This window comes from Piscinibacter defluvii (assembly GCF_004011805.1).
GTDB lineage: Bacteria > Pseudomonadota > Gammaproteobacteria > Burkholderiales > Burkholderiaceae_C > Piscinibacter > Piscinibacter defluvii.
This window is the reverse complement of record NZ_RCHJ01000003.1, coordinates 145,100-170,170: the sequence shown is the minus strand read 5'-3', so window position 1 is coordinate 170,170 and position 25,071 is coordinate 145,100. Positions and strand designations below refer to the sequence as shown.

21 protein-coding genes and 1 tRNA gene are annotated in these 25,071 nt (G+C 69.3%); 14 read left to right on the top strand and 8 right to left on the bottom strand.

The genetic code is table 11. The features are described 5' to 3' along the window. Positions 1–16: 16 nt before the first annotated feature. The 3 genes from D9C15_RS10270 to D9C15_RS10260 form a co-directional block, all read right to left on the bottom strand. Complete coding sequence (locus tag D9C15_RS10270) at positions 17–553, bottom strand: GNAT family N-acetyltransferase (protein WP_127997353.1); 537 nt, start codon at positions 551–553, stop codon at positions 17–19. 12 nt (positions 554–565) lie between these two features. Continuing rightward, entirely contained in the window at positions 566–3,193 is a 2,628-nt protein-coding gene (gene alaS, locus D9C15_RS10265) for an alanine--tRNA ligase (RefSeq protein ID WP_127997352.1), read from the bottom strand. A gap of 141 nt (positions 3,194–3,334) precedes the next feature. Next, complete coding sequence (locus D9C15_RS10260; protein WP_127997351.1) at positions 3,335–4,750, bottom strand: aminotransferase-like domain-containing protein; 1,416 nt, start codon at positions 4,748–4,750, stop codon at positions 3,335–3,337. A gap of 221 nt (positions 4,751–4,971) precedes the next feature. On the opposite strand from D9C15_RS10260, the gene gabT reads away from it, so the two are divergent. The 7 genes from gabT (at position 4,972) to D9C15_RS10225 (ending at position 13,043) form a co-directional block, all read left to right on the top strand. Next, positions 4,972–6,225, top strand: coding sequence for a 4-aminobutyrate--2-oxoglutarate transaminase (gabT, locus tag D9C15_RS10255; RefSeq protein ID WP_205854786.1), 1,254 nt, complete (start codon positions 4,972–4,974; stop codon positions 6,223–6,225). Positions 6,226–6,362: 137 nt separating this feature from the next. Next, entirely contained in the window at positions 6,363–7,427 is a 1,065-nt protein-coding gene (locus tag D9C15_RS10250; RefSeq protein WP_240668360.1) for an ABC transporter ATP-binding protein, read from the top strand. A 38-nt stretch (positions 7,428–7,465) separates the two neighbouring features. Then, on the top strand, positions 7,466–8,494 hold the full coding sequence (locus D9C15_RS10245; protein ID WP_127997348.1) for an ABC transporter substrate-binding protein: 1,029 nt from the start codon (positions 7,466–7,468) through the stop codon (positions 8,492–8,494). Between the two features lie 28 nt (positions 8,495–8,522). Further along, entirely contained in the window at positions 8,523–9,767 is a 1,245-nt protein-coding gene (locus D9C15_RS10240; RefSeq protein WP_127997804.1) for an ABC transporter permease, read from the top strand. Next, on the top strand, positions 9,764–10,594 hold the full coding sequence (locus D9C15_RS10235; RefSeq protein WP_127997347.1) for an ABC transporter permease: 831 nt from the start codon (positions 9,764–9,766) through the stop codon (positions 10,592–10,594). The genes D9C15_RS10240 and D9C15_RS10235 overlap by 4 nt, the downstream gene beginning before the upstream one ends. A gap of 1 nt (position 10,595) precedes the next feature. Then, on the top strand, positions 10,596–11,546 hold the full coding sequence (gene speB / locus D9C15_RS10230; RefSeq protein WP_127997346.1) for an agmatinase: 951 nt from the start codon (positions 10,596–10,598) through the stop codon (positions 11,544–11,546). A gap of 18 nt (positions 11,547–11,564) precedes the next feature. Beyond that, positions 11,565–13,043, top strand: a complete 1,479-nt coding sequence (locus tag D9C15_RS10225) for an NAD-dependent succinate-semialdehyde dehydrogenase (protein WP_127997345.1) — start codon at positions 11,565–11,567, stop codon at positions 13,041–13,043. A gap of 4 nt (positions 13,044–13,047) precedes the next feature. Here D9C15_RS10225 and D9C15_RS10220 read toward each other — a convergent pair whose 3' ends face one another. The 5 genes from D9C15_RS10220 to D9C15_RS10200 all read right to left on the bottom strand — a co-directional run bounded on the left by D9C15_RS10220 (position 13,048) and on the right by D9C15_RS10200 (position 17,260). Beyond that, the gene (locus tag D9C15_RS10220) at positions 13,048–14,082 is read right to left on the bottom strand and encodes a hypothetical protein (RefSeq protein ID WP_127997344.1); all 1,035 of its coding nucleotides are present in this window, start codon (positions 14,080–14,082) and stop codon (positions 13,048–13,050) included. Positions 14,083–14,206: 124 nt separating this feature from the next. After that, entirely contained in the window at positions 14,207–15,106 is a 900-nt protein-coding gene (locus D9C15_RS10215) for a GGDEF domain-containing protein (protein ID WP_127997343.1), read from the bottom strand. Positions 15,107–15,325: 219 nt separating this feature from the next. After that, positions 15,326–15,517 (bottom strand): hypothetical protein, encoded by a 192-nt coding sequence (locus D9C15_RS10210; protein ID WP_127997342.1) that lies wholly within the window; start codon positions 15,515–15,517, stop codon positions 15,326–15,328. Between the two features lie 23 nt (positions 15,518–15,540). Further along, positions 15,541–17,169, bottom strand: a complete 1,629-nt coding sequence (ltrA, locus tag D9C15_RS10205; protein WP_127997341.1) for a group II intron reverse transcriptase/maturase — start codon at positions 17,167–17,169, stop codon at positions 15,541–15,543. A 17-nt stretch (positions 17,170–17,186) separates the two neighbouring features. Continuing rightward, positions 17,187–17,260 (bottom strand) — tRNA-Gly (locus D9C15_RS10200). Positions 17,261–18,253: 993 nt separating this feature from the next. Here D9C15_RS10200 and D9C15_RS10195 point away from each other — a divergent pair. The 7 genes from D9C15_RS10195 (at position 18,254) to eat (ending at position 25,057) form a co-directional block, all read left to right on the top strand. Continuing rightward, a complete protein-coding gene (locus D9C15_RS10195; protein WP_127997340.1) occupies positions 18,254–18,931 on the top strand; it encodes a GntR family transcriptional regulator in 678 nt (225 codons plus the stop codon). Positions 18,932–18,933: 2 nt separating this feature from the next. After that, complete coding sequence (locus D9C15_RS10190; RefSeq protein WP_127997339.1) at positions 18,934–19,860, top strand: dihydrodipicolinate synthase family protein; 927 nt, start codon at positions 18,934–18,936, stop codon at positions 19,858–19,860. Positions 19,861–19,888: 28 nt separating this feature from the next. Continuing rightward, positions 19,889–20,887, top strand: a complete 999-nt coding sequence (locus D9C15_RS10185; RefSeq protein ID WP_127997338.1) for a sialic acid TRAP transporter substrate-binding protein SiaP — start codon at positions 19,889–19,891, stop codon at positions 20,885–20,887. 6 nt (positions 20,888–20,893) lie between these two features. Next, positions 20,894–21,379: a TRAP transporter small permease gene (locus D9C15_RS10180; RefSeq protein ID WP_127997337.1), complete on the top strand. Its 486-nt coding sequence runs from the start codon at positions 20,894–20,896 to the stop codon at positions 21,377–21,379. Continuing rightward, positions 21,376–22,674, top strand: a complete 1,299-nt coding sequence (locus D9C15_RS10175; protein WP_127997336.1) for a TRAP transporter large permease — start codon at positions 21,376–21,378, stop codon at positions 22,672–22,674. Before D9C15_RS10180 ends, D9C15_RS10175 begins: the two co-directional genes overlap by 4 nt. Further along, positions 22,674–23,588 (top strand): ribokinase, encoded by a 915-nt coding sequence (locus D9C15_RS10170; protein ID WP_127997335.1) that lies wholly within the window; start codon positions 22,674–22,676, stop codon positions 23,586–23,588. Before D9C15_RS10175 ends, D9C15_RS10170 begins: the two co-directional genes overlap by 1 nt. A gap of 95 nt (positions 23,589–23,683) precedes the next feature. Further along, on the top strand, positions 23,684–25,057 hold the full coding sequence (gene eat / locus D9C15_RS10165) for an ethanolamine permease (RefSeq protein WP_127997334.1): 1,374 nt from the start codon (positions 23,684–23,686) through the stop codon (positions 25,055–25,057). Positions 25,058–25,071: the final 14 nt, after the last annotated feature.

Below are 25,071 nucleotides of genomic sequence, written 5' to 3'. Positions count from 1 at the left end.
GCGCGCCGCGACAGCCCTAGCTTTGCGGTGGCTGCGCCCAGGCCGGCGGCCGCGGGTGCAGCCGCGCCATCGCGTAGACGTCGGCGTACTCGCCGTGCCGCAGCGCATAGGCTCGGTGCGTGCCCTCGATCTCGAAGCCGAAGCGGCGGTACAGCGCGATCGCCGGTTCGTTGTCGGTGTAGACGGTCAGCTCGAGGCGCAGCACGCCGGCCCAGTGGTCGGCGTAGTCGCACATCGCCGCCATCAGCGCGCTGCCGACACCGCGGCGCTGGAACTCGCGCGCCACCGAGATGCCCAGCACCATCGCATGCCGGCGCCGCAGGGCCGGGCCGGTCGGGTGCAGGCCGGCCGAGCCGACCACCTCGCCGTGCAGCTCGGCCACGAGCTGCAGGTCCTGGCGGTCGGGCTTGGCCACCTCGGCCAGCCGCGCCGCCCACAGCTCCTCGCTGGGCATCGGCAGCTGCATCAGCCCGGCGAACACCGCCGGGTCGGCCATGATGCGGGCGAATGCGGCCGCGTCCCTGGGGCTGGCGCGACGCACATGGATCGTCATCGCGCCCCGCGCTCAGAGCCGTTCGGCCACCCAGCCGCGCACCGAATCGAGCGCCACGGCCAGCTTGCTCGGCTCGGTGCCGCCGGCCATCGCCATGTCCGGCTTGCCGCCGCCCTTGCCGCCCACCTGCTGGGCGACGAAGTTGACCAGCTCGCCGGCCTTGACCTTGGCGGTGGAGTCGCTCGTCACGCCGGCGGCGAGCTGCACCTTGCCGCCCTCGATGGTGGCGAGCACGATCGCGGCGGTCTTGAGCTTGTCCTTGAGCTTGTCGAGCGTCTCGCGCAGCGTCTTCGCGTCGGCGCCGTCGAGCTGGGCGGCGAGCACCTTCAGGCCCTTGACGTCCACCGCCCGGGCCACCAGCTCGTCGCCCTGCGCCGAGGCGAGCTTGCCCTTCACCGCGGCAAGTTCCTTCTCGAGCGAGCGCACCTGCTCGAGCACCTGCGCCAGGCGCGCCGGCAGCTCGGCCGGCGCCGACTTCAGCGTGCCGGCAAGGCGGTTGACGGTGCCCTCGAGCGATTGCAGGTAGGCCAGCGCGTTGTCGCCCGTCACGGCCTCGACACGCCGCACGCCGGCGGCCACGCCGCTCTCGGCGACGATCTTGAACAGGCCGATGTCGCCGGTGCGCTGCACATGCGTGCCGCCGCACAGCTCGCGGCTGCTGCCGATGTCCAGCACGCGCACCTCGTCGCCGTACTTCTCGCCGAACAGCATCATCGCGCCGGACTTCTGCGCCTCGTCGATGCCCATCACGCGCGCCTGCGTCGCCGCGTTGGCCAGGATCTCGGCATTGACCAGCGCCTCGACCTGGGCGATCTGCGCCTCGGTCATCGGCGCGTTGTGCGCGAAGTCGAAGCGCGTGCGCTCGGCGTTGACCAGCGAGCCCTTCTGCTGCACATGGCCGCCCAGCACCTCGCGCAGCGCCTTGTGCATCAGGTGCGTGACGCTGTGGTTGCGCATGGTCTTCGCGCGCTTCTCGCCGTCCACGCGCGCGACGAACGGGTCGCCCAGCTCGACCTCGCCCTCGACGATGCGCCCGGCGTGGCCGTGCACCGCCGCCTGCACCTTGATCGTGTCCTCGACGATCACGCGGGCGCGGGTGTTGCGCAGCTCGCCGGTGTCGCCCACCTGGCCGCCGCTCTCGGCGTAGAACGGCGTGTGGTCGAGCACGATCACCACGTCGTCGCCCGCGCGCGCCTTCTGCACGGGCGTGCCGTCGACGTACAGGGCCGTCACCTTGCTGTGCTCGCACACCAGGTGCTCGTAGCCGTGGAAGGCCGTGGCCGCGCCCTCGTACTCCAAGCCCGCCGCCATCTTGAACTTGGCCGCCGCGCGGGCCTGCTCGCGCTGGCGGTTCATCGCGGCCTCGAACCCGGCCGAATCGACCGTCACGCCGCGCTCGCGGCAGACGTCGGCGGTCAGGTCGAGCGGGAAGCCGTAGGTGTCGTGCAGCTTGAAGGCGGTCTCGCCGTCGATGGTCGTCGCACCACCGGCGAGCGCGGCCTCCAGGATCTCCATGCCGTTGGCGATGGTCTGGAAGAAGCGCTCCTCCTCCTGCTTCAGCACGTCGGTCACGCGCAGCTTCTCGCGCTTCAGTTCGGGGTAGGCCTCGCCCATCTCCTCCACGAGCGGTGCCACCAGCTGGTGGAAGAAGGGCTTGCGCGCACCGAGCTTGTAGCCGTGGCGGATGGCGCGGCGGGCGATGCGGCGCAGCACGTAGCCGCGGCCCTCGTTGCCCGGGATCACGCCGTCGGTCACGGTGAAGGTGCAGGCGCGGATGTGGTCGGCAATGACCTTCAGGCTCGGGCTGTCCTTGTCGCAGTCTTTCGCGCCGGCCGCATCGACGGCCTGCTTGGCCGCGGCCAGCAGGTTGACGAACAGGTCGATCTCGTAGTTCGAGTGCACGTGCTGCAGCACCGCGGCGATGCGCTCGAGGCCCATGCCGGTGTCCACGCTCGGCTTGGGCAGCTTGTGCATCACCCCCGCCTCGTCGCGGTTGAACTGCATGAACACGTTGTTCCAGATCTCGATGTAGCGGTCGCCGTCTTCCTCGGGCGAGCCCGGCGGGCCGCCGGGGATCCCCGGGCCGTGGTCGTAGAAGATCTCGGTGCACGGGCCGCAGGGGCCGGTGTCGCCCATCATCCAGAAGTTGTCCGAGGCGTAGCGCGCGCCCTTGTTGTCGCCGATGCGCACGATGCGCTCGGCCGGCACCCCGACGGTTTCATTCCAGATCTGATAGGCCTCGTCGTCCTCGGCATAGACGGTGACCCAGAGCTTCTCCTTGGGCAGCTTGAACACCTCGGTGAGCAGTTCCCAGGCGTAGCTGATCGCGTCCTTCTTGAAGTAGTCGCCGAAGCTGAAGTTGCCCAGCATCTCGAAGAAGGTGTGGTGCCGCGCCGTGTAGCCCACGTTCTCGAGGTCGTTGTGCTTGCCGCCGGCGCGGATGCACTTCTGGCTGGTCGTCGCGCGGTTGTAGGGCCGCTTGTCGAAGCCGAGGAACACGTCCTTGAACTGGTTCATCCCGGCGTTGGTGAACAGCAGCGTCGGGTCGTCGCCCGGGATCACGGGGCTGGAGGCCACGATGGCATGGCCCTTCGATTCGAAGAACTTCAGGAACGCGTGACGGATCTCGGCGGCTTTCATCCAGTGCCTTCTAAGTGCTTGAATCGGCGGAACTTTCGATTATAGAAAGGCGGGGCCTCCCAAGCCTCCCGCCGGGCCGTCCCACGGAAGGCTTGCGCCCCTCGGGGGGGCAGCGAATGCAGTGAGCGTGGGGGCTCCGTGTCAGCCCTGCGCCTGCTGGGCATGGCTGGCAATCTGCGCGGCCAGCACGTTCCACAGCCGCTCGTCCTCGCTGAAGGCGACGTTGAAGCGCAGCCAGCCGGTGGTGCGCGGCTGGGCCAGGAACAGGTGGCCCGGGCCCAGCATCACGCCTTCGCCGGCCACCTGGCGCGAGAGCTCGGCCGCGTCGGTCAGGTCCGGGTGCCGGGCCCACAGGTACATGCCGGCCTTGGGCTCGCCGAACAGCTCGAAGCCCAGGCCGGTGAGCCGCTGCGCAACGCGCCCATGCGACTCGGCCAATCGGTCGCGCAGCGACTTCAGGTGCTTGCGCCATCGTCCCTCGGTCAGCGCGCCGAAGGCGATGCGCTCGGTGATGTCGGAGCTGGTCAGCCCGGACACCATCTTGAGCTGCGTCAGGGCCTCCAGCGTGGCCGGTGCCGTGGCCAGGAAGCCGACCCGCAGGTTGGGCGAGATGGTCTTGGAGAAGCTGCCGACGTGGATGACCCGCCGGAGCTGGTCCAGGCTCGCGAGCGACGGGCGCTGCAGCGGGTCCATGTCTGCGTACAGGTCGTTCTCCACCAGCGTCAGGCCGTGCGCCTCGGCCAGCTGCAGCACGCGGTAGAGCTGCGCGATCGGCGCCACCGAGCCGGTCGGGCTCTGCAGGCGCGGCTGGGTGAAGAACACGCTCGGCCGGTGCTCGACGATCAGCGCCTCCAGGGCCGCGACGTCGTAGCCCTGCGGCGTGCGCGGCACGCCGACCAGGCGCGCGCCCAGGTGGCGCAGCATGAACATCAGGTTCGGGTAGCCGGGGTCGTCCACCAGCACCGCGTCGCCGGGCTTGACGAGGTGGCGCGCGGCCAGGTCGAGCGCCTGGCTGCTGCCCTGCGTCAAGAGCACCTGCTCGGCGGTGACGGCGATCTGCTGCTCCGAGAGCGTCTCGGCGATCAGCGCGCGCAAGGCCATGTGGCCGTGCGGCGAACCGTAGCCGCCGAGTTCGGCACCGTCGGTGGCGAGCTGGCGCAGGCTGCGGCGCACGCCGTCCTCGAACAGCCAGTCGTGCGGCAGCCAGCCGCAGCCGGCCTTGATCGGCAGGTTGCGGCTCTCGAAGATCTGCTTCAGGTACCAGCGCGCATCGAAGTTCAGGTCGGCGGCCGGCGGTTCGCCCGGTGCCGGGGCGTCGCCCGGCCGGCGCTTGACGAAGAAGCCCGCGTGCGCGCGCGACACCAGCCAGCCCTGCGCCACCAGCCGGTCGTAGGCCTCCACCACCGTGAACACGCTGACGCCATGGGCCGCTGCGAAGGCGCGGATCGAGGGCAGTTTCGCGTCCGGCTTGAGCGACTGGTCGGCGATCATGCGGCGCAGGCCGTCCACGATCTGGCTGACCAGCGGGATGGTCGATTCGGGCTTGAGGATCAGCATCGTCTTGGGGGAGCACGCACGAGCCCGGTGCCGAGCCGGCTGCGGCGCCCCAACCTAGGGCTTTCCTGTACAGGGGGCGCCGCCTGCACAGTGCGATGCGGCGCGATGATCTGTGTACATGGTAGCGCCCGGGCCCGGCGCCTAGAGTTGCGCCCGTCCCCAGCCCGGAGAGAACCTTGCAGCGCGACCCCCAGCCCACGACATCGACCAACGCCGCCCTGATGGCGCGCCGCCATGCCGCCGTGCCGCGCGGCGTGGGCCAGGCGCACCAGATCTTCATCGCCCGCGCGAAGAACGCCGAGTTCTGGGACGTGGAGGGCAAGCGCTACATCGATTTCGCCGGCGGCATCGCGGTGCTGAACACCGGCCACCTGCACCCGGGCGTGATCGATGCGGTCAAGGCCCAGCTCGACCTCTACACCCACACCTGCTTCCAGGTGGTCGCCTACGAGCCCTACGTCGAACTGGCCGAGCGGCTGAACGCGCTGGCCCCGGGGCAGTTCCCGAAGAAGACGCTGTTCCTGACCACCGGCGCCGAGGCGGTGGAGAACGCCGTCAAGATCGCCCGCGCGCACACCGGCCGGCCCGGCATCGTCGCCTTCACCGGGGGCTACCACGGCCGCACCTTGATGACGCTCGGCATGACCGGCAAGGTCGCGCCGTACAAGACCGGCTTCGGCCCCTTCCCCGGCGAAGTGTTCCACGCCCTGTTCCCGAACCCGCTGCACGGCGTGAGCGTCGAGCGCGCGCTCGAGTCGGTCGAGACGATCTTCAAGAACGACATCGAGGCCAGCCGCGTCGCCGCCTTCATCCTCGAGCCGGTGCAGGGCGAAGGCGGCTTCTACGTCGCGCCGGACGAGTTCGTCGTCGGCCTGAAGAAGCTCGCCGATAAACACGGCATCCTGCTCATCGCCGACGAGGTGCAGACCGGCGCCGGCCGCACCGGCACCTGGTTCGCCTGCGAGCAGTGGAGCGTGGCCCCGGACCTGATCACCACCGCCAAGTCGCTGGCCGGCGGCTTTCCGATCTCCGGTGTGGTCGGGCGCGCCGAGGTGATGGACGCGCCGGCGCCCGGCGGCCTGGGCGGCACCTACGCGGGCTCGCCGATCGGCTGCGCCGCGGCCATTGCCGTGCTGAAGGCCTTCGAGGACGAGCAGCTGCTCGCGCGCAGCCGGGCGGTCGGTGCCCGGCTGGTCGCGGCGCTGCAGCAGATCGCCCGCGACCACAAGGCGATCGGCGACGTGCGCGGCCTGGGCGCGATGGTGGCGGTCGAACTGTTCGAGCCGGGCACCAGGACCCCCGATGCCGAGCTGACCCGCCAGGTCGTCGCCGAAGCGGCACGCCGCGGCCTCGTGCTGCTGTCCTGCGGCACCTACGGCAACGTGATCCGCGTGCTGGTGCCGCTGACGGCCTCCGATGCGCTGCTGGACGAAGGCCTGCGCATCATCGCCGACAGCTTCGCGGCCGTCCGCTGATGGCCATGAATCCCCCCCGTAGCGCCTCCGGCGCTCCCCCCCAGGGGGGCGCCGCCAGCGGACCGGCGGAGCCGGCTCCGCGGCGACCGCTTGATGCGGCGGCATCGGCTGCCGAACCGCTGGTCCGCTTCCGCGGCGTGCAGAAGACCTACGACGGCGTGCAGCTCGTCGTGCGCTCGCTCGACCTGGACATCCGGCGCGGCGAGTTCCTGACGCTGCTGGGGCCCTCGGGCTCGGGCAAGACGACCACGCTGATGATGCTGGCGGGCTTCGAATCGCCCACCGCCGGCGAGATCCTGCTCGACGGCAAGCCGATCACGCGCACGCCGCCGCACAAGCGCCACTTCGGCATGGTGTTCCAGAACTACGCGCTGTTCCCGCACCTGACGGTCGGGCAGAACGTGGCCTACCCGCTGACGGTGCGCAAGGTGCCGAAGGCGGAGCAGGCGCAACGCGTCGAGAAGGCGCTCGCGATGGTGCGGCTCGACGGCAAGGCCGACCGCCTGCCCGGGCAGCTCTCCGGCGGCCAGCAGCAGCGCGTGGCGCTGGCCCGCGCGCTCGTCTTCAACCCGCAGCTGGTGCTGATGGACGAGCCGCTGGGCGCGCTCGACAAGCAGTTGCGCGAGCACATGCAGATCGAGCTGAAGGAACTGCATCGCCAGCTCGGCGTGACCTTCGTCTACGTGACGCACGACCAGGACGAGGCGCTGACCATGAGCGACCGCGTCGCGGTGTTCAACGACGGCGAGATCCAGCAGATCGAGGCCGTCGAGCGCATCTACGAGCAGCCGCGCAACCGCTTCGTGGCCGGCTTCATCGGCGACAGCACGGTGCTCGAGGGCACGGTGCGCGCCAGCGGCGTGAACGGCGCCAACGACCACTGCGGCATCGTGCTGCCCGACGGCCGCGTGATCACCGGCCTGAACGTGAACGACGCGCAGGTGGGCGACAAGGTGCAGGCCAGCGTGCGGCCCGAGCGCATCGTGCTGCATGCCGCCGCCCCGAGCGAGCGCGCCAACGTGCTGCAGGCGCAGGTGGCCGACGTGATCTACTTCGGCGACCACCTGCGCCTGCTGTGCGCGGTGGGCGACGGCCAGGCGGAGGCCACGGTGAAGCTGCCGCTGCAGCAAGGCAGCGTGCCGCGCCCCGGCGATGCCGTCTGGCTGGAGTTCCCGCCCGAGTTCACCCGCATCTACCGCTGACCATTTCTCTCACCCTCCACTTCCGGAGACTCACCACGATGAACAAGAGCATCCTCGCCACCGCCGTGATCGCCGCCAGCTTCGCGCTGCCGGCCGTCGGCCAGCAGTTGACCGTCGTCAACTTCGGCGGCGCCAACGGCAACGCGCAGAAGAAGGCCTTCTACGAGCCCTTCGAGAAGACGGGCACGAAGATCGTGCCGGTCGAGTACAACGGCGAGCAGGCCAAGGTGAAGGCCATGGTCGAGACCAAGAAGGTCACCTGGGACGTGGTCGAGGTCGAGTCGCCCGACGTGGCGCGCGGCTGCGACGAAGGCCTGTTCGAGAAGCTCGACTACTCGAAGATCGCGCCCAAGAGCGACTTCCTGCCCGCGGCCGTGAGCGACTGCGGCGTCGGCATCTTCGTCTGGTCCACCGTGATGGCCTACAACGGCGACAAGCTGAAGACCGCGCCCGTCACCTGGGCCGACTTCTGGGACACCAAGAAGATCCCCGGCAAGCGCGGCCTGCGCAAGGGCGCGCGCTACAACCTCGAGTTCGCGCTGATGGCCGATGGCGTCAAGTCCGCCGACGTCTACAAGGTGCTGGGCACGAAGGAAGGCGCCGACCGCGCGTTCAAGAAGCTCACCGAGCTCAAGCCGAACATCCAATGGTGGGAAGCCGGGGCGCAGCCGCCGCAGTTCCTCGTCGCCGGCGACGTGGTGCTCAGCACGGTCTACAACGGCCGCATCGACGCCGCCAACCGCGAAGGCAAGAACCTGAAGATCACCTGGACCGGCGGCATCTACGACCTCGACTACTGGGTCATCCCCAAGGGCACGCCGAACAAGGACGCGGCGATGAAGTTCATCGCCTTCGCCAGCACGCCGGAAGCCCAGGCCGAATACGCGAAGAACATCGCCTACGGCCCGACCAACACCAAGGCGCTGGCCAAGCTCGACGCCAAGGTGCTGGAGAACCTGCCCACCTCGCCGGCCAACTCGAAGGACGCGCTGCAGTTCAGCATCAAGTTCTGGGCCGACCAGGGCGAGGAGCTGGAGAAGCGCTTCGCGGCCTGGGCGGCGCAGTAAGCGCAGCGAGGAACGCGCGATGACGAGCATGGCGGCGCCCCTGGCGGGCCTCCCCGACCCTCGGGCGCTGCAGCGCTCGCTCGCGCGGGCCGAGCGGCGCCGCAAGCTGCGCGCCTTCGCGCTGACCTTGCCGCTGCTCGTGTTCCTGCTGGCCACCTTCCTGGTGCCGATCGCGGTGCTGCTCAAGCGTGCGATCGAGAACCCGGAGGTGGCCAACGCGCTGCCACGCACCGTGGTGGCGCTCGACCCCTGGAACCGCGAGGGCACGCCCCCCGATGCGGCCTACGCCGCGGTGATCCAGGACCTTTCCGCGCTGCCCGATGCCGCCGATGCCGGCGCGCTGGCGCGGCGCCTCAACTCCGAAGTCGCCGGCGCGCGTTCGCTGGTGATGGGCCTGCACCGCGCGCTGCCGGTGGAGGCCGCCAACGCGGCCGACGCCAAGGCCAGGCTGCTCGCGCTCGACGAACGCTGGGCCGAGCCGAAGTACTGGCAGGCCATCGCCAAGAACGGCGCACGCTGGACCGGCGACTACCTGCTCGCCTCGCTCGATTTCCGGCGCGACGCCACGGGGCGCATCGAGCGCATGCCCGAAGACCAGCAGGTGTTCGGCCGCATCCTGGCGCGCACATTCGGCATCAGCGCCATCGTCACGCTGTGGTGCCTGTTGCTCGGCTACCCGCTCGCCTACTGGCTGAGCATCCTGCCGGCGCGCCAGGCCAACGTGCTGATGATCCTGGTGCTGGTGCCGTTCTGGACCTCGATCCTCGTGCGCGTCGCGGCCTGGATCGTGCTGCTGCAGAACGGCGGCCTGGTCAACGGCGCGCTGATGGGGCTGGGCGTGATCGCCGAGCCGCTGCAGCTGCTGTTCAACCGCACCGGCGTCGTGATCGCGATGACGCACATCCTGCTGCCCTTCATGATCCTGCCGCTGTACAGCGTGATGAAGAGCGTGCCGCCGACCTACCTGCGCGCAGCGATTTCGCTGGGCTCGCCGCCGTTGATCGCGTTCTTCCGCGTCTACGTGCCGCAGACCTACCCGGGCATCGGCGCCGGTGCGCTGCTGGTCTTCATCCTGAGCATCGGCTACTACGTGACCCCTGCCCTGCTCGGCGGCGCCGACGACCAGATGCTGAGCTACTACGTGGCGCAGTACGCCAACGTCACGGTCAACTGGGGCATGGCGGCGGCGCTCGGCGCGATCCTGCTGGTGGCCACGCTGATCCTCTACGGCCTGTACCGCCGCGTCGTCAAATCGGAGCTGAGCCTGGGATGAACACCCTGCAACGCTGGCTGCCGGAGTTCCCGGCCTACGCGACGCCGCTGGACAAGCTGGGCTGGTGGGCCCTGCGCCTGGCCTGCATCGGTGTGCTGCTGTTCCTGCTGCTGCCGATCCTCGTGATCATCCCGCTGTCGTTCAGCAACTCCTCCTTCCTGGCCTACCCGATCCCCGGCTGGTCGCTGCGCTGGTACGAGAACCTGTTCGGCTCGCCGGAGTGGATTCGCGCGGCGAAGAACAGCTTCATCGTCGCGCCGGCGGCCACGCTGATTGCCACCGCGCTCGGCACGATGGCGGCCGTGGGCCTCGCACGCACCGACTTCCCGTTCAAGGGCACGCTGATGAGCCTGCTGATCGCGCCGATGGTCGTGCCGATCATCGTGGTGGGCGTCAGCACCTACCTGTTCTTCGCGCCGCTCGGCCTGGCGGACAGCTACCTCGGCCTCGTGATCGTGCACGCCGCGCTCGGCGCGCCCTTCGTGCTGACCACCGTGCTGGCCACCTTGCAGGGCTTCAACCACAACCTGGTGCGCGCGAGCCTCTCCTGCGGCGAGAGCCCGCTGAACACCTTCTTCCGCGTGACGCTGCCGGTGATCGCCCCCGGCGTCGTCTCCGGCGCGCTGTTCGCCTTCGCGACCTCGTTCGACGAGGTGGTGGTCACGCTCTTCCTCGCCGGCCCCGACCAGGTGACCCTGCCGCGTCAGATGTTCACCGGCATCCGCGAGAACATCACACCGACCATCGCGGCGGTCGCGACGCTGCTCATCATCTTCACCACCGCGCTGCTGCTGGCGCTCGAATGGCTGCGCGGCCGCCGGCGCTGACATGAGCGAGAAGAACCAGCCCCTGTCGGGCAATGCGATGCCGCGTTTCGGCGGGCCCGCGACGATGATGCGCCTGCCCGCGGCCGAGTCGCCCGCGGGCCTGGACGCCGCCTTCATCGGCGTGCCGCTGGACATCGGCACCAGCCACCGCCCGGGCGCGCGCTTCGGCCCGCGCCAGATCCGCGCCGAGTCCGCGCTGCTGCGGCCCTACAACATGGCCACCGGCGCCGCGCCCTTCGACACCCTGCAGGTGGCCGACCTCGGCGACGTGCCGATCAACACCTACTCGCTCGACAAGTCGCTGGCCATCATCACGGCCTTCTACGAGCGCGTGCTGGCGGCGAACTGCAAGCCGCTCACGCTCGGCGGCGACCACACCATCGCGCTGCCCATCCTGCGCGCGGTGGCCAAGCGGCATGGCCCGGTGGCGCTGGTGCACGTGGACGCGCACGCCGACGTCAACGACGAGATGTTCGGCGAGCGCATCGCGCACGGCACGCCGTTTCGCCGCGCGGTCGAGGAAGGCCTGCTCGCGGGCGACAAGGTCTGGCAGATCGGCCTGCGCGGCACCGGCTACGCGGCCGACGACTTCGACTGGCCGCGCGCCCAGGGCTTCACCGTCGTGCCGGCACACGAGGTCTGGTGGCAGTCGCTGGCCCCGCTGATGGCCGGTGTGCGCGAGCGCATCGGCCCGACCCACCCGGTGTACCTGAGCTTCGACATCGACGGCATCGACCCGTCGTACGCCGGCGGCACCGGCACGCCGGAGATCGGCGGCCTCACGGTGCCGCAGGCGCTCGAGGTGATCCGCGGCTGCCGCGGGCTGAACGTGGTGGGTGCCGACCTGGTCGAAGTCAGCCCGCCCTACGACCCCACCGGCAACACCGCGCTGCTCGGGGCCAATCTGCTCTACGAGATGCTCTGCGTGCTGCCCGGTGTACGCTTTCGCTGATTCCCCCGGAGAACTCAGATGGACATGAAGACCACGCCGCTGGCCACGCTGGCCGATGCCTCGCTGCTGAAGAACAACGCACTGGTCAACGGCGAATGGGTGGGTGGGGCGGCCCGCTTCGCCGTGACCGACCCGGCCACCGGCCAGAAGCTCGTCGACGTGGCCAACCTCGGCGCCGCCGAGACCGAGGCCGCGCTCAAGGCCGCCGAGAAGGCCTGGCCGGCCTGGCGCGCCAAGACCGCCAAGGAGCGCGGCGCGATCCTGATGAAGTGGTTCCACCTGCTGCACCAGCACGCCGACGATCTGGCCCGCATCATGACCGCCGAGCAGGGCAAGCCGCTGGCCGAGGCCAAGGGCGAGGTCAGCTATGGCGCGAGCTTCATCGAGTGGTTTGCGGAGGAAGCCCGCCGCGTCTACGGCGAGACCATCCCGACCACCGACAACAACAAGCGGTATCTCGTCATCAGGCAGCCGATGGGCGTGTGCGCGGCGATCACGCCGTGGAACTTCCCGATCGCGATGATCACGCGCAAGGTCGCGCCGGCACTGGCGGCCGGCTGCCCGGTGGTCATCAAGCCGGCCGAGCAGACGCCGCTGTCGGCGCTGGCCGTGGCCGAGCTGGCACAGCGTGCCGGCATGCCGGCCGGCGTGCTGAACGTGATCACCGCCGACGGGCCCAACTCGATCGCCGTCGGCAAGGTGCTGTGCGCGAGCGACATCGTGCGCCACCTGTCCTTCACCGGCTCCACCGAGGTGGGCCGCATCCTCGCCGCGCAATGCGCGCCGACGATCAAGAAGCTCAGCCTCGAGCTCGGCGGCAACGCGCCCTTCATCGTGTTCGACGACGCCGACCTGGACAGCGCCGTCGAGGGCGCGATGATCAGCAAGTACCGCAACGCCGGGCAGACCTGCGTCTGCGCCAACCGGCTCTACGTGCAGGACGGCGTGTACGACACCTTCGTCGCCAGGCTGGCCGAGAGGACCAAGGGGATCAAGGTCGGCAACGGCTTCGAGGCCGGCGTCAGTCAGGGTCCGCTGATCGACGCGCAGGCCATCGAGAAGGTCGAGCGCCACGTCGCCGACGCGCTCGCCAAGGGTGCCAGGGTGGTGGTGGGCGGCTCGAAGATCGGCGACCGCTTCTACACCCCCACCGTGCTGGCCAACGTCACCGGCGACATGCTGTGCGCGAAGGAGGAGACCTTCGGCCCGGTGGCGCCGGTGTTCCGCTTCAAGACCGAGGACGAAGTGATCGCGGCCGCCAACGCCACCGAGTTCGGCCTCGCGAGCTACTTCTACAGCCGCGACGTGGGCCGCATCTTCCGCGTCGGCGAGGCACTCGAGTACGGCATGGTCGGCATCAACACCGGCCTGATCTCGACCACCGAGGTGCCGTTCGGCGGCGTCAAGCAGTCGGGCCTGGGCCGCGAAGGCTCGCACCACGGCATCGACGACTATGTCGAGATCAAGTACCTCTGCCTCGGCGACATCCTGAAGTAGCCGCTCAGATGTCGATCAGCGTCGTCGGCTTCACGAACGACAGGTTGCGCACCTTGCCGAGCCTGGCCTTCAGGTCGGACTCCTTGGCCTTGTAGAGCTTGGCGAGTTCCTTCGGCCATTCGTCGAAGGGGCAGGAGTTGATGATCTTCATCGCCTTGGCGCGCAGGTCGACGCTGTCGGTGTCGAGCCCGAACTCGGCGACGATCTTGGTCACCTCCGCCACGCTGAAGGTCTTCGGCGGCGGCGGCGGCGCCTTCTTCTCCTCCTTGGGCACCTGGCCGAGCGCGATCAGCTCCTTCACGAGCCGCTCGACGCGGTCGACGCTGTCGCGCGCGCGCTCGAGGTCGTCGAACATCCACTGCAGCTCGGCCTTGCGGGCGCGGTCGAGGTCGGGGTACTGCTTCCTGAACTTCTCCAGCTTGCCGCGCAGGCCGATCTCCGTCGTGCCGTTCTTCAGGAAGGCGATCAGCTTCTCGCGCGCGTCGGTCAGCGCCTTCTGGTTCTTCTGCTCCCAGGCCTTGCGCGCCGCCTGCTCGAGCTTGGGCGTGTCGGTGTTGACGACCACGATCTTGTCCATCAGGTTCTTCACCTGCGCCTGCAGCGCACCGAGATCACCCTCGATCGCGACGTCACCCTTGCGGATGTCGCCGAGCGCCTTGTCCACCTGCTTGTCGAGCTCGCGTGCGTCGCTGGCCTGGTCGGTGAGCTTCTTGCGCGTCTTGGCCACCACCTTGACGAGCTGTTCGACCTGGTCGAACTTGGTCTCCATCAGGTCCTTGTCCTTGCGCAGCTTCGCGATCAGGTCGAGCGCCTCCTTCACGGTGGCCAGGCACTCGTCGATCTCGTCGTTCACGGCCGCCAGCTGCGGCCGGTACAGCTCGATCTCCTCGGTGCTCTGGTCGGCGATGCCGGCCTTGAGCCCGTCGTAGAAGCGCTTGTAGCGCGGCTGAAGCTTCTTGTCCTGCTGGTCGATCAGCCGGACCTTGGCAACGGTCTCGGCCAGGGTCTGCGCGGTTTCGCGGCTGATGGTGGGTGCCATGGGCGGTCTCCGGTGGTGACGAGGCGGGCGCATGATCGGCCGCGGCCGCAGGCCCCACAACCCTCGGACGGGTTGTCCGGATCGGGCGCCGGATTGCGTGAGGCCCGTGCGTCAGCCCCGCGCGTCAGGCGCCGTCGTTGGCAGCGGCCGGCGCAGCACTGCCCCCGCGACCCTGCGTCGGGGCGGCGGCGGCCAGGCCGGTGGCCAGGCGCAGCAGCGTGGCGGCGTCGCGTCCGTCCTGCGGGTACCGCGCCGCGCCGATGGCCGCGGCAATCGCCACCTGCTCGCCGGCCACTGCGAACGGCGCACGCAGCGCCTCTTGCAGCTTGTCGGCCACGCGGGCGGCATCCTGCACGTCCTGCAGCTGCGGCAGCAGCACCGCCAGCAGGTCGGCACCGAGTGCGGCCACCACGTCGCCGGCGCGCAGGCCGACGCGCAGTCGCACCGCGATCTTGCGCCGCAGCGCATTGGCCGATTCGCGCCCGAGCCGGGCCTCGGCGGCGGCCAGCCCGTCCAGACGGACCGCCAGCAGGGCCATCGGGGCAGGCTGGCGCTCGCGCATCGCCAGCAACTGCGTGAGCTGCTCGGCGAGCTGGGCCTGGTCGGGCAGGCCGGTCAACAGGTCGGTGCCGAGCGCCTTGCGGCTGAGCTCCTGCAGGCGGCGCCGCTCGACGGCCAGGCGCAGCGTGCGCGGCAGGGCGGACGCGTCGAGCGCCAGCACATCCTGCACGCCGAGCTGCACCAGGTGCAGCGCCGCCTCGAGCCCGGGTTCGCCGTCGCAGGCCACCAGCACCGCCGCTTCGGCCACCGCGCGCGAGAAGGCCGGCCAGGCCGGCAGTGATGCCAGCGCGTCGCACGGCAGGGTGAGCAGCAGTGCGTCGACCGGCCCGGCGTCCAGCCCCTGCACGGCAGCGTCGAGGCCGGCCACCCGCCGCAGTTCCAGCGGCCCGAGCGCGTCGCGCGCCGGCAGGCCGGCCGACACGCCCTGCTCCACCACCAGCACCCGCAGCGTCTGCCCGTTCACGCCCTGCTCCGCGGTTCGTGCGCCCGCAAAAAGGGCCGCATCAGCGGCCCGGGAATGTTGGAGCGGGTGAAGGGAATCGAACCCTCGTATGAAGTCGGGTAGGAGGGGTGCCTCGCGGCACCCCTCCCCCCTAAGAACCGGACGTGCAGGTTTCCCCGCATCCGGCTCAAGCAGCCTGAACCGTCCACCCACTCCCGGGTACGACGGCCGCCGCAAAGTTTACTCACTCGGATCCTTCAGAACCAGCGTCGAGTTGGCCGCAGGCGTCAGTTGCCGTGCGAGCCTTTCCTTCTCCGGATGATCGAACAGGATCGCCCACATCATCCGCCGTTCCAGCGCTTCCCGCTCGCCGTCGATGACGACGGGTTGCAGGTCACGTCGGACTGCCCGGGCTTCTTCTTCACTGGCCATCGCTCTCCTCGTGTTTGTGAAGCTCACTCGTTGACATGGTGCTGCCGGTGGCAGTTCGGGTGCAGCAACTCAAGGTTGCCCATCTGATCCGACCCGCCAGCCGACCGCTTGATGACGTGGTGGATGTGCCACCCCGTCTCCTTCGTGATCTTCTGGCCGCACTTCGGACAGAGCCCGTCCTGCCAGTACCACAACCATGCCAGTTTCCGGCGCCCCTTCAAGTCCGACTCCATCTTGCGCGCGAGGCGCGCGTCGAAGTAGTCCTCGTCATCGGGGCTGTAGGGATTCCGGCTGCCATCCACCTTGATGTGCGGCTTCTTGTGGAAGCTCGCCAAGGTCAGCAGCGCCTTGTCCTTCTCCGCGAATCGCCAGTCGCGACCCTGTATGCACCGGAAGTACCGGGCCTTGATCCACCGTTCACCCTTGTTCGGATGCCGGCGTCGTGCCCAGCGCCACAGCGCCTGCCAGATCGCGTGGTCGGCTTTCGCAAACGTGCGCGTCGCCATCTGGCTTCGGTGATACCCAGCCCATCCCCGTATCACCGGGTTGAGCTTGTCGATCACGTCAGCCTGCCGGCTCGTGCGCATGTCCCGCAGTGTCCCGCGGACCTTCGCCAGGAAGTTCTTGGCGTTCTTCCTGGACGGCTTCGTCAACAGCATGCCGCCTTGCCAGCGGACCGTCCACCCCAGGAAGTCGAAGCCATCGGTCACATGCGTGACCAGCGTCTTCTTCTCCGAAAGCTCCAGGCCGCGCTCTCGCAGGAATTCCTGCACCAGCGGTTTGACCCGGTCCTCCAGCAGTTCGCGTGAACTGCCCGTGATGATGAAGTCGTCGGCGTAGCGAACGAAGTTGACCTTGGCCGACCGTGCTTCGCGCACCGTGCGGAAGAGCCCCGCCAGCACGTCTTGCAGGCCGTCCAATGCCAGATTCGCGAGCACGGGCGAGATGATCCCGCCCTGCGGTGTCCCGCTCTCTGTCGGGAAGAGGTTGTTCCCCTCGAAGTACCCGGCTTTCAGCCACTTGCGCAATACGCCCTTGTCCGTGGGGACGTGGGCGATCAGCCAGTCGTGACTGATGTTGTCAAAACAACCTTTGATGTCCGCCTCCAGCACCCACTTCGGCGAGTGCTTTCGACCAAGTGCGTTGCGCACCTGTTCGATCGCGTCTGCCGTTGAGCGCCCACGGCGGAAACCATAGGAGTGGATGTCGCCGGTTGTCTCGGCGGTGGGGTCGAGCGCCAGCAAGTGCAGCGCCTGCATGGCCCGGTCGCGCATGGTGGGGATGCCCAGGGGGCGCCGATCACCGTTCGCTTTCGGGATGTAGACCCGTCTCATCGGCCGTGGTTGGTAGCCCTTGTGTTGCAAGGACTGCACGGCCTGCCACTTCTCGTCCGGAGTACTCCAAGTCTGCCGGTCGATGCCCGGGGTCTTGCGACCCTGGTTCTCGGTGACCCGTTTGACCGCCAGCGCTTTCGCACTGATGGAGCGGGTCAGGAGCTTCTGCAAACGCCTGGCCTTGCGCCAGTCGCCTGCCTTTGCTGCGTTCGCGATGCGTGCCTGCAACCTGCCGACCACCTGATGCGCGTCCTGCCACGGTATCCCGTGCCAGTGCGACCAGTTGGTGGAGGCGACATCACAATCGCTTGCGTCCATATCAACCTCCGTTGAAATGGAGCGGGCGAAGGGAATCGAACCCTCGTCAGCTGCTTGGGAAGCAGCAGCTCTGCCATTGAGCTACGCCCGCCCGGTCCCGAAGGATGGACGTCTGCCCCGAAGGGCAGACAACCCTTCGGGCGGTAGGACTCAGACCTGTCTCGCGACAGACCACCAAGCGGAAGTCAGCGCCCTTTCGGGCCGGGGCAATCGTTGCATCCCCTATCCGGACCATTACAGCCCGGCCTTCGCTTTTTCCGCGATCCTCTACCCACAACAGATGCGCGGCAGTTTACACCGCCGCTTGTCGCGCCTTGCGGCGCGACACCGCTATGGGCTTACCCTGTTCCGTGCGGTGAGCACGGGCCAGGAGGGCCTCGCCTTTCTGCCGGTGACCGTCATGTCAGCGTGCCTCCACCAAGCAGGGAGGCAACCGGTCACGTACCGTTTTGGTTCGAGCCTGTCAGTCGTTTTGGCTCGTTCAAGCTTGACGGCATTTATCAGCGATTCACAGATGTTGGCCCTTTGGCCCAGCCTTGCGCCTCATCCGGATTTCGACTTCCAGAATCCCACGGCAAACCTCACGGCTACCGCGTACCCCAGAGGGGCGGCTACGTTGTCGGTGCGCTCGGCACGGGGTCGTTACCAACCCCGCACTGCACCTAGGCTACGGGCGGCTGAACGCCCGGTTGCATGCAGGCTCGCGCCTGAGCAACAACTCATCACACGGCTTGCGCCGCGTTTACAACCCAACCCCGGTTTCCCGAGGCTTTCGGCCTTTCGGCCGGCTTCGATCAGGCTTTCACCTGACCATGTGACCCCTTACGGTCACTCGTAGGGCTGCTCTTCCACACTTGAACGATGCTCATCGCATCAGCGGTGTGGCCGGCCCAGCTGGCCGGACGCGACTCTCAGGTCGCACGCTTGGGAAGCTGCCGTTCTGCCATTGAACTACACCCGCAGCGGGCGCGAGTTTACGCGAATCCGCCGTGCCGGCCGGCACCCGGCGCGGACGCGGGTTAGCCCTGATCCGACCCACTGACATGCGAACTAACATGTCAGCACGTTGTCGACACGCCCCGGCATGGCCAGCTCCCTGCGCGCCCGCGCCTACGAAAGCTTCCAGCAGCAGATCGTGCAGGCCAACATCCGGCCGGGGCAGTTCGTCTCGCAGCGCGAGCTGATGCAGTTGCTGGGCATGCCGCTGGGCGCGGTGCGCGAGCTGATCCCGCGGCTCGAGGCCGAGGGCCTGCTGCGCACGGTGCCGCAGCGCGGCCTGCAGATCGCGCACGTGGACCTCAAGCTGATCAACAACGCCTTCCAGTTCCGCGCCCTGCTCGAGCGCGAGGCGGCGACCCATTTCTGCAGCGCGGTCTCCGAGGCCGACCTGGCAGCCATCGAGGATGCGCACCGCCGCATCGTCGAGCGCGCCCGGCGCGGCCCGGTGGACGATGCGCTGCTGACCGACGCCACTACGGTCGACTGGGGCCTGCACGACCTGATGATCGACACGCTCGGCAACGAGCTGATCTCCGAGGCCTACCGCATCAACAGCCTGCGCGTGCGGCTGATCCGACTGGAAGGCTCGGCGCTGTCGGACGACGCCCTGCTGCCGGCGATGGAAGAGCACCTCTGGTTCATCGAGGCGCTGCGCGCGCGCGATGCCGACGAGGTGGCGCGCCGCCTCGGCCATCACATCGAGAGTGCGCGGCGCCGCGTGCTCGGCTTGCCGCGGCCGCCGCTGCCGCGCACGGACCGCTGACCATGACCCTCACATCCCTGCCCGGCATCTGGCCGGCCCTGCTGACCCCGCTGCAGGACGATCTCTCGATCGACCCCCTGCGCTTCGCCGCGCATGCCCGCGCCCTGCTGGCTGCCGGCTGCGGCGGCGTCACGCCCTTCGGCACCACCGGCGAGGGGCCGTCGTTCAGCGTGGCCGAGCGCATCGCCGCGGTGGACGCGCTGGTCGCCGGCGGCGTGCCCGGCGCGAACATCCTCGTGTCGACGAGCTGCGCCGCGCTGCCCGACACCCTGGCGCTGACCCGCCACGCGCTCGCCGTCGGCGCCTGGGGCGTGCTGATGCTCCCGCCGTTCTTCCTCAAGGGCGTGACGGACCAGGGCATCGTCGATGCCTACGCCTGGGTGCTGGATCGCAGCGGCGATGCAGGCGTGGATCCGCGCCTGCGCGTGATGCTCTACCACATCCCCCAGGTGGCCGGCCTCGGCCTCTCGCACGCGGTGATCGCCGAACTGCTGCGCCACTACCCGGGCAGCATCGTCGGCATCAAGGACAGCGCCGGCGACCGCGCCCACGCGCTGGCGCTGGCCGATGCCTTCATGCCCGGTCTCACGGTGCATGTCGGCCACGAGCCGGACCTGCCCGCGCTCGGCCGGCGCGGCAGCACCGGTGCCGTCAGCGGCCTCGCCAACTTCATGCCGCGCACCGTGCGCCGCCTGGTGCTGCAGCCCGATGACGCGCAGACGCCGGCGGCGCTGGCACGCATCGAACGACTGCTGCGCGTGCTGGGCGGTTATGCCCTGATCCCGGCGCTCAAGGGCGTGATGGCCGCGTTGCACGACGACGCGGCCTGGCTGCGCGTGCGTGCGCCGCTGGTGGGGCTGGATGCGGCGGGGCTCGCCGCCCTGCGGACCGCACTCGCGCCGCTCGCACTCGACCCGGCCATCGACTGACCCCGAGACGAACTCGAAGGAGACAACCATGACCCGACCGACCCGCCGCCACCTGCTGGCCGCCCTGGCGCTCTCGCTGGCCGCGTTCACGCCGCTGGCCCAGGCGCAGGGCAAGATCCCGCTGCGCATCTCAACGCCGGCCGTGCCGGACGACTGGCACGCCAAGATGTGGACCGTGTTCAAGGACTCGCTCGAGAAGAGCGCGCCGGGCGAGTTCGACGTGCAGATCAACCTGAACGCCTCGCTCTTCAAGCAGGGCGCCGAGCCGGCCGCGATGGCGCGCGGCAACCTCGAGCTGGCGTCGATCTCGGCCTTCGACATCGCCAAGCTGGTGCCCGAGTTCTCGATCTTCACCGCCGGCTACATCATCCGCGACCCCGAGCACCAGCAGAAGGTGTTCAACGGGCCGATCGGCGAGGAGCTGTTCAGGCTCGTGGCCGAGAAGATGGAGGTCACGCCGCTGGCCACCGTCTACCTCGGCACCCGCCAGGTCAACCTGCGCGAGCCGCGCAACGTGAAGACACCGGCGGATCTCAAGGGCGTGAAGCTGCGCATGCCCGGCAGCAAGGAGTGGCTGTTCCTCGGCGAGGCGCTCGGCGCCACCGCCACGCCGCTGGCCTTCGGCGAGGTCTACCTGGGCCTGAAGACCGGCACCATCGACGGGCAGGACAACCCGCTGCCCTCGGTGCGCGCAGCCAAGTTCTACGAGGTCACCAGGCAGATCGTGCTGACCAACCACCTGGTGGACGGCATCTTCATCTCGATCTCCAACAAGAGCTGGAACGCGCTGTCGGCCGCGCAACAGGGCAAGGTCAGGGCAGCGGCGCAGGCCGCCGCCGCGTTCAACAACGAGAACCGACTGAAGGAGGAGGCGCAGATCGTCGACTTCTTCAGGCAGCAGGGCCTGCAGGTCTCGACGCCGGACGTCGAGGCCTTCCGCAAGGCGGTGCAGGCGGCCTACGCGGGCTCCGACATGGCCAAGGCCTGGCCCAAGGGCCTGCTCGACCGCATCAACGCGACCCGGTAGCCTGGCATGCTCGCCCTGCTCCGCCGCGGCGCCGGCGCGCTCGGCGCGCTGCTGTTCGCTGCGCTGTTCCTCGTCTTCGTGGTGCAGATCGTGGCGCGCTTCGGCTTCGGCAAGCCGCTGCCCTGGACGGACGAGATGGCCGTGGTGCTCTACGTCTGGGTGATCCTCTGGTCGGCGGCCTTCGTCGTGCCCGAACGCGAACACGTGATGTTCGACCTGCTGTGGAACGCCGCCGGGCGACGAACACGCCGCGTGATGCGGGTCGTGAGCAACCTGATGGTGGGCGGGCTCTCGGCCTGGGCGCTGCCCGCCACCTGGGACTACGTGACCTTCATGTCCCGCGAGGGCACGCCAGTGCTGAACGTGCCGTTCAGCCTCGTGTTCCTTCCCTTCGTCGCGCTGCTGGCCGCGCTCGCGTTGCGCTGCGCCTGGAACGTGCTCGAGGCCCTGCGCGGCCGCGGGCTCGAAGACGCGGGAGTGCCCGCCGCATGAACATCGCCCTCCTCGCCCTCGTGGGCGTGCTCTCCGGCGGCATGCTGATGCGCGTGCCGATCGGCTTCGCGATGATCGCCTCGGGCATCGCCTACCTCGCCGTCAAGCGGCAGGACCTCGGGCTCGCCGCCGAGCAGATCGGCAACGGCCTGTACAACAGCTACGTGCTGCTGGCGGTGCCGCTGTTCGTGTTCGCCGCGAACATCATGAATGCCGGCACGGTGAGCGAGCGCATCTTCGACTTCTGCCGCATCCTCGTGGGCCGCCTGCGCGGCGGGCTGGCGCAGGTGGACATCCTGGTCAGCGTGATCTTCTCCGGCATGAGCGGCAGCGCGATCGCCGATGCGGCCGGCCCCGGCCTGGTGACGATCCGCCAGATGCTGAAGAAGCCCGAATACTCGCCCGGCTTCGCCGGCGCGGTGGTGGTGGCGAGTGCGACGCTCGGGCCCATCATCCCGCCGTCGATCCCGATGGTGATCTACGCGCTGGTCTCGGGCGCCTCGGTGGGCGCGCTGTTCCTCGGCGGCGTGCTGCCCGGCGTGCTGATGGCCCTGCTGATGATGGGCGTGGTGCAGTACATCGCCACCAAGCGCCACATGCCGCGCGAGGCGCCGGTGCCGCTGTCGGAGTGGCCAGTCGTGCTCTTCCGTGGCGCGCTGCCGCTGTCGATGCCGATCGTGCTGCTGGGCGGCATCTACTCGGGCGCCTTCACGCCGACGGAGGCCGCCGCGGTGGCCGCGGCGCATGCGCTGATCCTGGCTGGCGTCGTCTACCGGGCCTTGTCCTGGCGCACGCTCTACGGCGTGGTGCTCGAGTCGGCGCGCGGCAGCGCGGTGATCACCCTGATCCTCGCCGGCTCGTTCATGCTGAACTACGCCTTCACGGCCGAAGGCGTGCCGCAGGCGCTGGCCGGCTGGGTCGATGCACTGCAGCTCTCGCCGCTGGCCTTCCTGCTGCTCGTGAACCTGCTGTTCCTGGTGCTCGGCTGCTTCCTCGATGTCTCGGTGCTGCTGCTGGTCTTCGTGCCGATGCTGCTGCCGGCGGTGAAGGCGCTCGGCATCGACCTGGTGCACTTCGGCGTGCTGGTGGTGCTGAACATGATGATCGGCCTGATCCACCCACCCTTCGGCATGCTGCTGTTCGTCACCAAGGCGCTGACCGGCATCCCGATCGGCGCGATGATGAAAGAAGGCTGGCTGTTCCTGGTGCTGCTGCTGGCCCTGCTGCTGGCGATGACCTGCTTCCCGCAGATCGTGCTGTGGCTGCCGCAGACCATGGGCTACGGAGCGAAGTGATGGACGTCGTCTGCCTGGCGAGCTGGAACGCGGATCTCATCTCCAGGGTGCCGCGGCCGATCGCCCGCGGCGAAACCCTGCTCGCCTCGCAGTTCGAGATCGGCCCGGGCGGCAAGGGCTCGAATGCGGCAGTGGCGGCGGCGCGGCAAGGCGCGCAGGTCGCGGTGATCGCCCGCATCGGCGACGACGACTTCGGCCGCATGGCGCTCGCCCTGTGGCACCGCGAAGGCATCGACACGAACCACGTCGAGGTGGCGGCCGGCGAGCGCAGCGGCGTCGCGCAGATCCTCGTCTACGAGGGCGGCGACAACAGCATTGCCGTCTACCTCGGCGCCGGCGGCCGGCTCGGACCGTCACATGCCCAGGCTGCCGAGGCCACCATCGCCGCCGCGCGCGTGGTGATGGCCCCCAACGAGGTGCCGATCGAGGCCACGCTGGCGGCCTTCCGCATCGCGCGCGCGCACGGGGTCACGACCGTGCTGAACCCGGCGCCCGCCCGGCCGCTGCCCAACGAACTGCTCGCGCTGACCGACCTGCTGACCCCCAACGAGGGTGAGCTGCGTGGTCTCGTCGGCATGGATGACTCGGTGCCGGTGGAGGACGCCGCCCAGGCCCTGCACGCACGCGGCACCGGCACGGTGCTGGTCACGCTCGGCGAACACGGCGCCTGCCTGGTGCGGCCGGGCACGGCGCCGCGGCGCATCCCCGGCCACCGCGTGACGGTGGCCGACACCGTCGGCGCCGGCGACACCTGCACCGGCGCGCTGGCCGCGGCCCTCGCGCGCGGGCTGGACCTGGACACCGCCGCGCTGCTGGCCAACGCAGCCGCGGCACTCTCCGTCACCGGGGCCGGCGCGATCAGCGCCATGCCCAGTCTCGCCCGCACGGAAGCGCTCGCCGCCGGGTCGGGCTGATCGTTCGCAGTGCACGCCGGCACCGGCGGCGTGCCGAGCGACGGCATTCCGCCGGCACGGGCCTTGCCTCTTGCGCTGCCTCGATCCTTGGAGGGATGAACATGAGCAGCACGAACCCGTCACCGGGCCTGGACAAGTCGCTGTCGACCTGGCAGCTGTGGGGCATCGCCGTCGGCCTCGTCATCTCGGGCGAGTACTTCGGCTGGAGCTACGGCTGGGCCGGCGCCGGCACGCTCGGCTTTCTCGTCACCGCGGGCTTCGTCGCGCTGATGTACACCACCTTCATCTTCAGCTTCACCGAGCTGACCACCTCGATCCCGCATGCCGGCGGCCCGTTCGAATACAGCCGGCGGGCCTTCGGGCCGACCGGCGGCTACATCGCCGGCTATGCCACCCTGGTGGAGTTCGTGTTCGCGCCGCCGGCCATCGCGCTGGCGATCGGCTCCTACCTGAACGTGCAGTTCCCGGCGCTGGACCCGAAACTCGTCGCCGTCGGCGCCTACCTGGTGTTCATGACGCTGAACATCCTCGGCGTGCAGATCGCCGCCACCTTCGAGCTGGTGGTCACGCTGATCGCCATCTTCGAGCTGCTGGTGTTCATGGGCGTCGTGTCGCCGGGATTCTCGGTGGCCAACTTCGTCAAGGGCGGCTGGGCAGGGCAGGACAGCTTCAGTGCCGCGGCCATCCCGGGCATGTTCGCGGCGATCCCGTTCGCGATCTGGTTCTTCCTCGCGATCGAGGGCGTGGCGATGGCCGCCGAGGAAGCCAAGGACCCGAAGCGCTCCATCCCGATCGCCTACATCGCCGGCATCCTGACCCTGCTGGCGCTGGCCGTGGGCGTGATGGTGTTCGCCGGTGGCGCGGGCGACTGGACCAAGCTCTCCAACATCAACGACCCGCTGCCACAGGCGATGAAGCTGATCGTCGGCGAATCCAGCGGCTGGCTGCACATGCTGGTGTGGCTCGGCCTGTTCGGGCTGATCGCCTCGTTCCACGGCATCATCCTTGGCTACTCGCGCCAGATCTTCGCGCTCGCGCGCGCGGGCTTCCTGCCCGGCGCCTTCGGCCGCGTGCACCCGCGCTTCCACACGCCGCACCTGGCGGTGCTGGCCGGCGGCGTGGTCGGCATCGCGGCGATCTTCAGCGACGAACTGTTCAGCTTCGGCGGCCAGACCCTCACCGCCAACATCGTGACGATGAGCGTGTTCGGCGCCATCGTGATGTACATCGTCAGCATGGCCAGCCTGTTCAAGCTGCGCCGCAGCGAGCCCGGACTGGCCCGGCCGTTCCGCGCGCCGCTGTACCCCTGGTTCCCGGCCTTCGCACTGGCCGCGGCGCTGGTGTGCCTGGCGACGATGGTCGTCTACAACCCGCTCATCGCCCTGCTGTTCGTCGTGCTCGGCGTGCTGGGCTACGCTTACGTACTTGCCACGCGCCGGCGCCGCGAGTCGCTGGCGGCCACGGCCTGAGCCTCACCGACCAC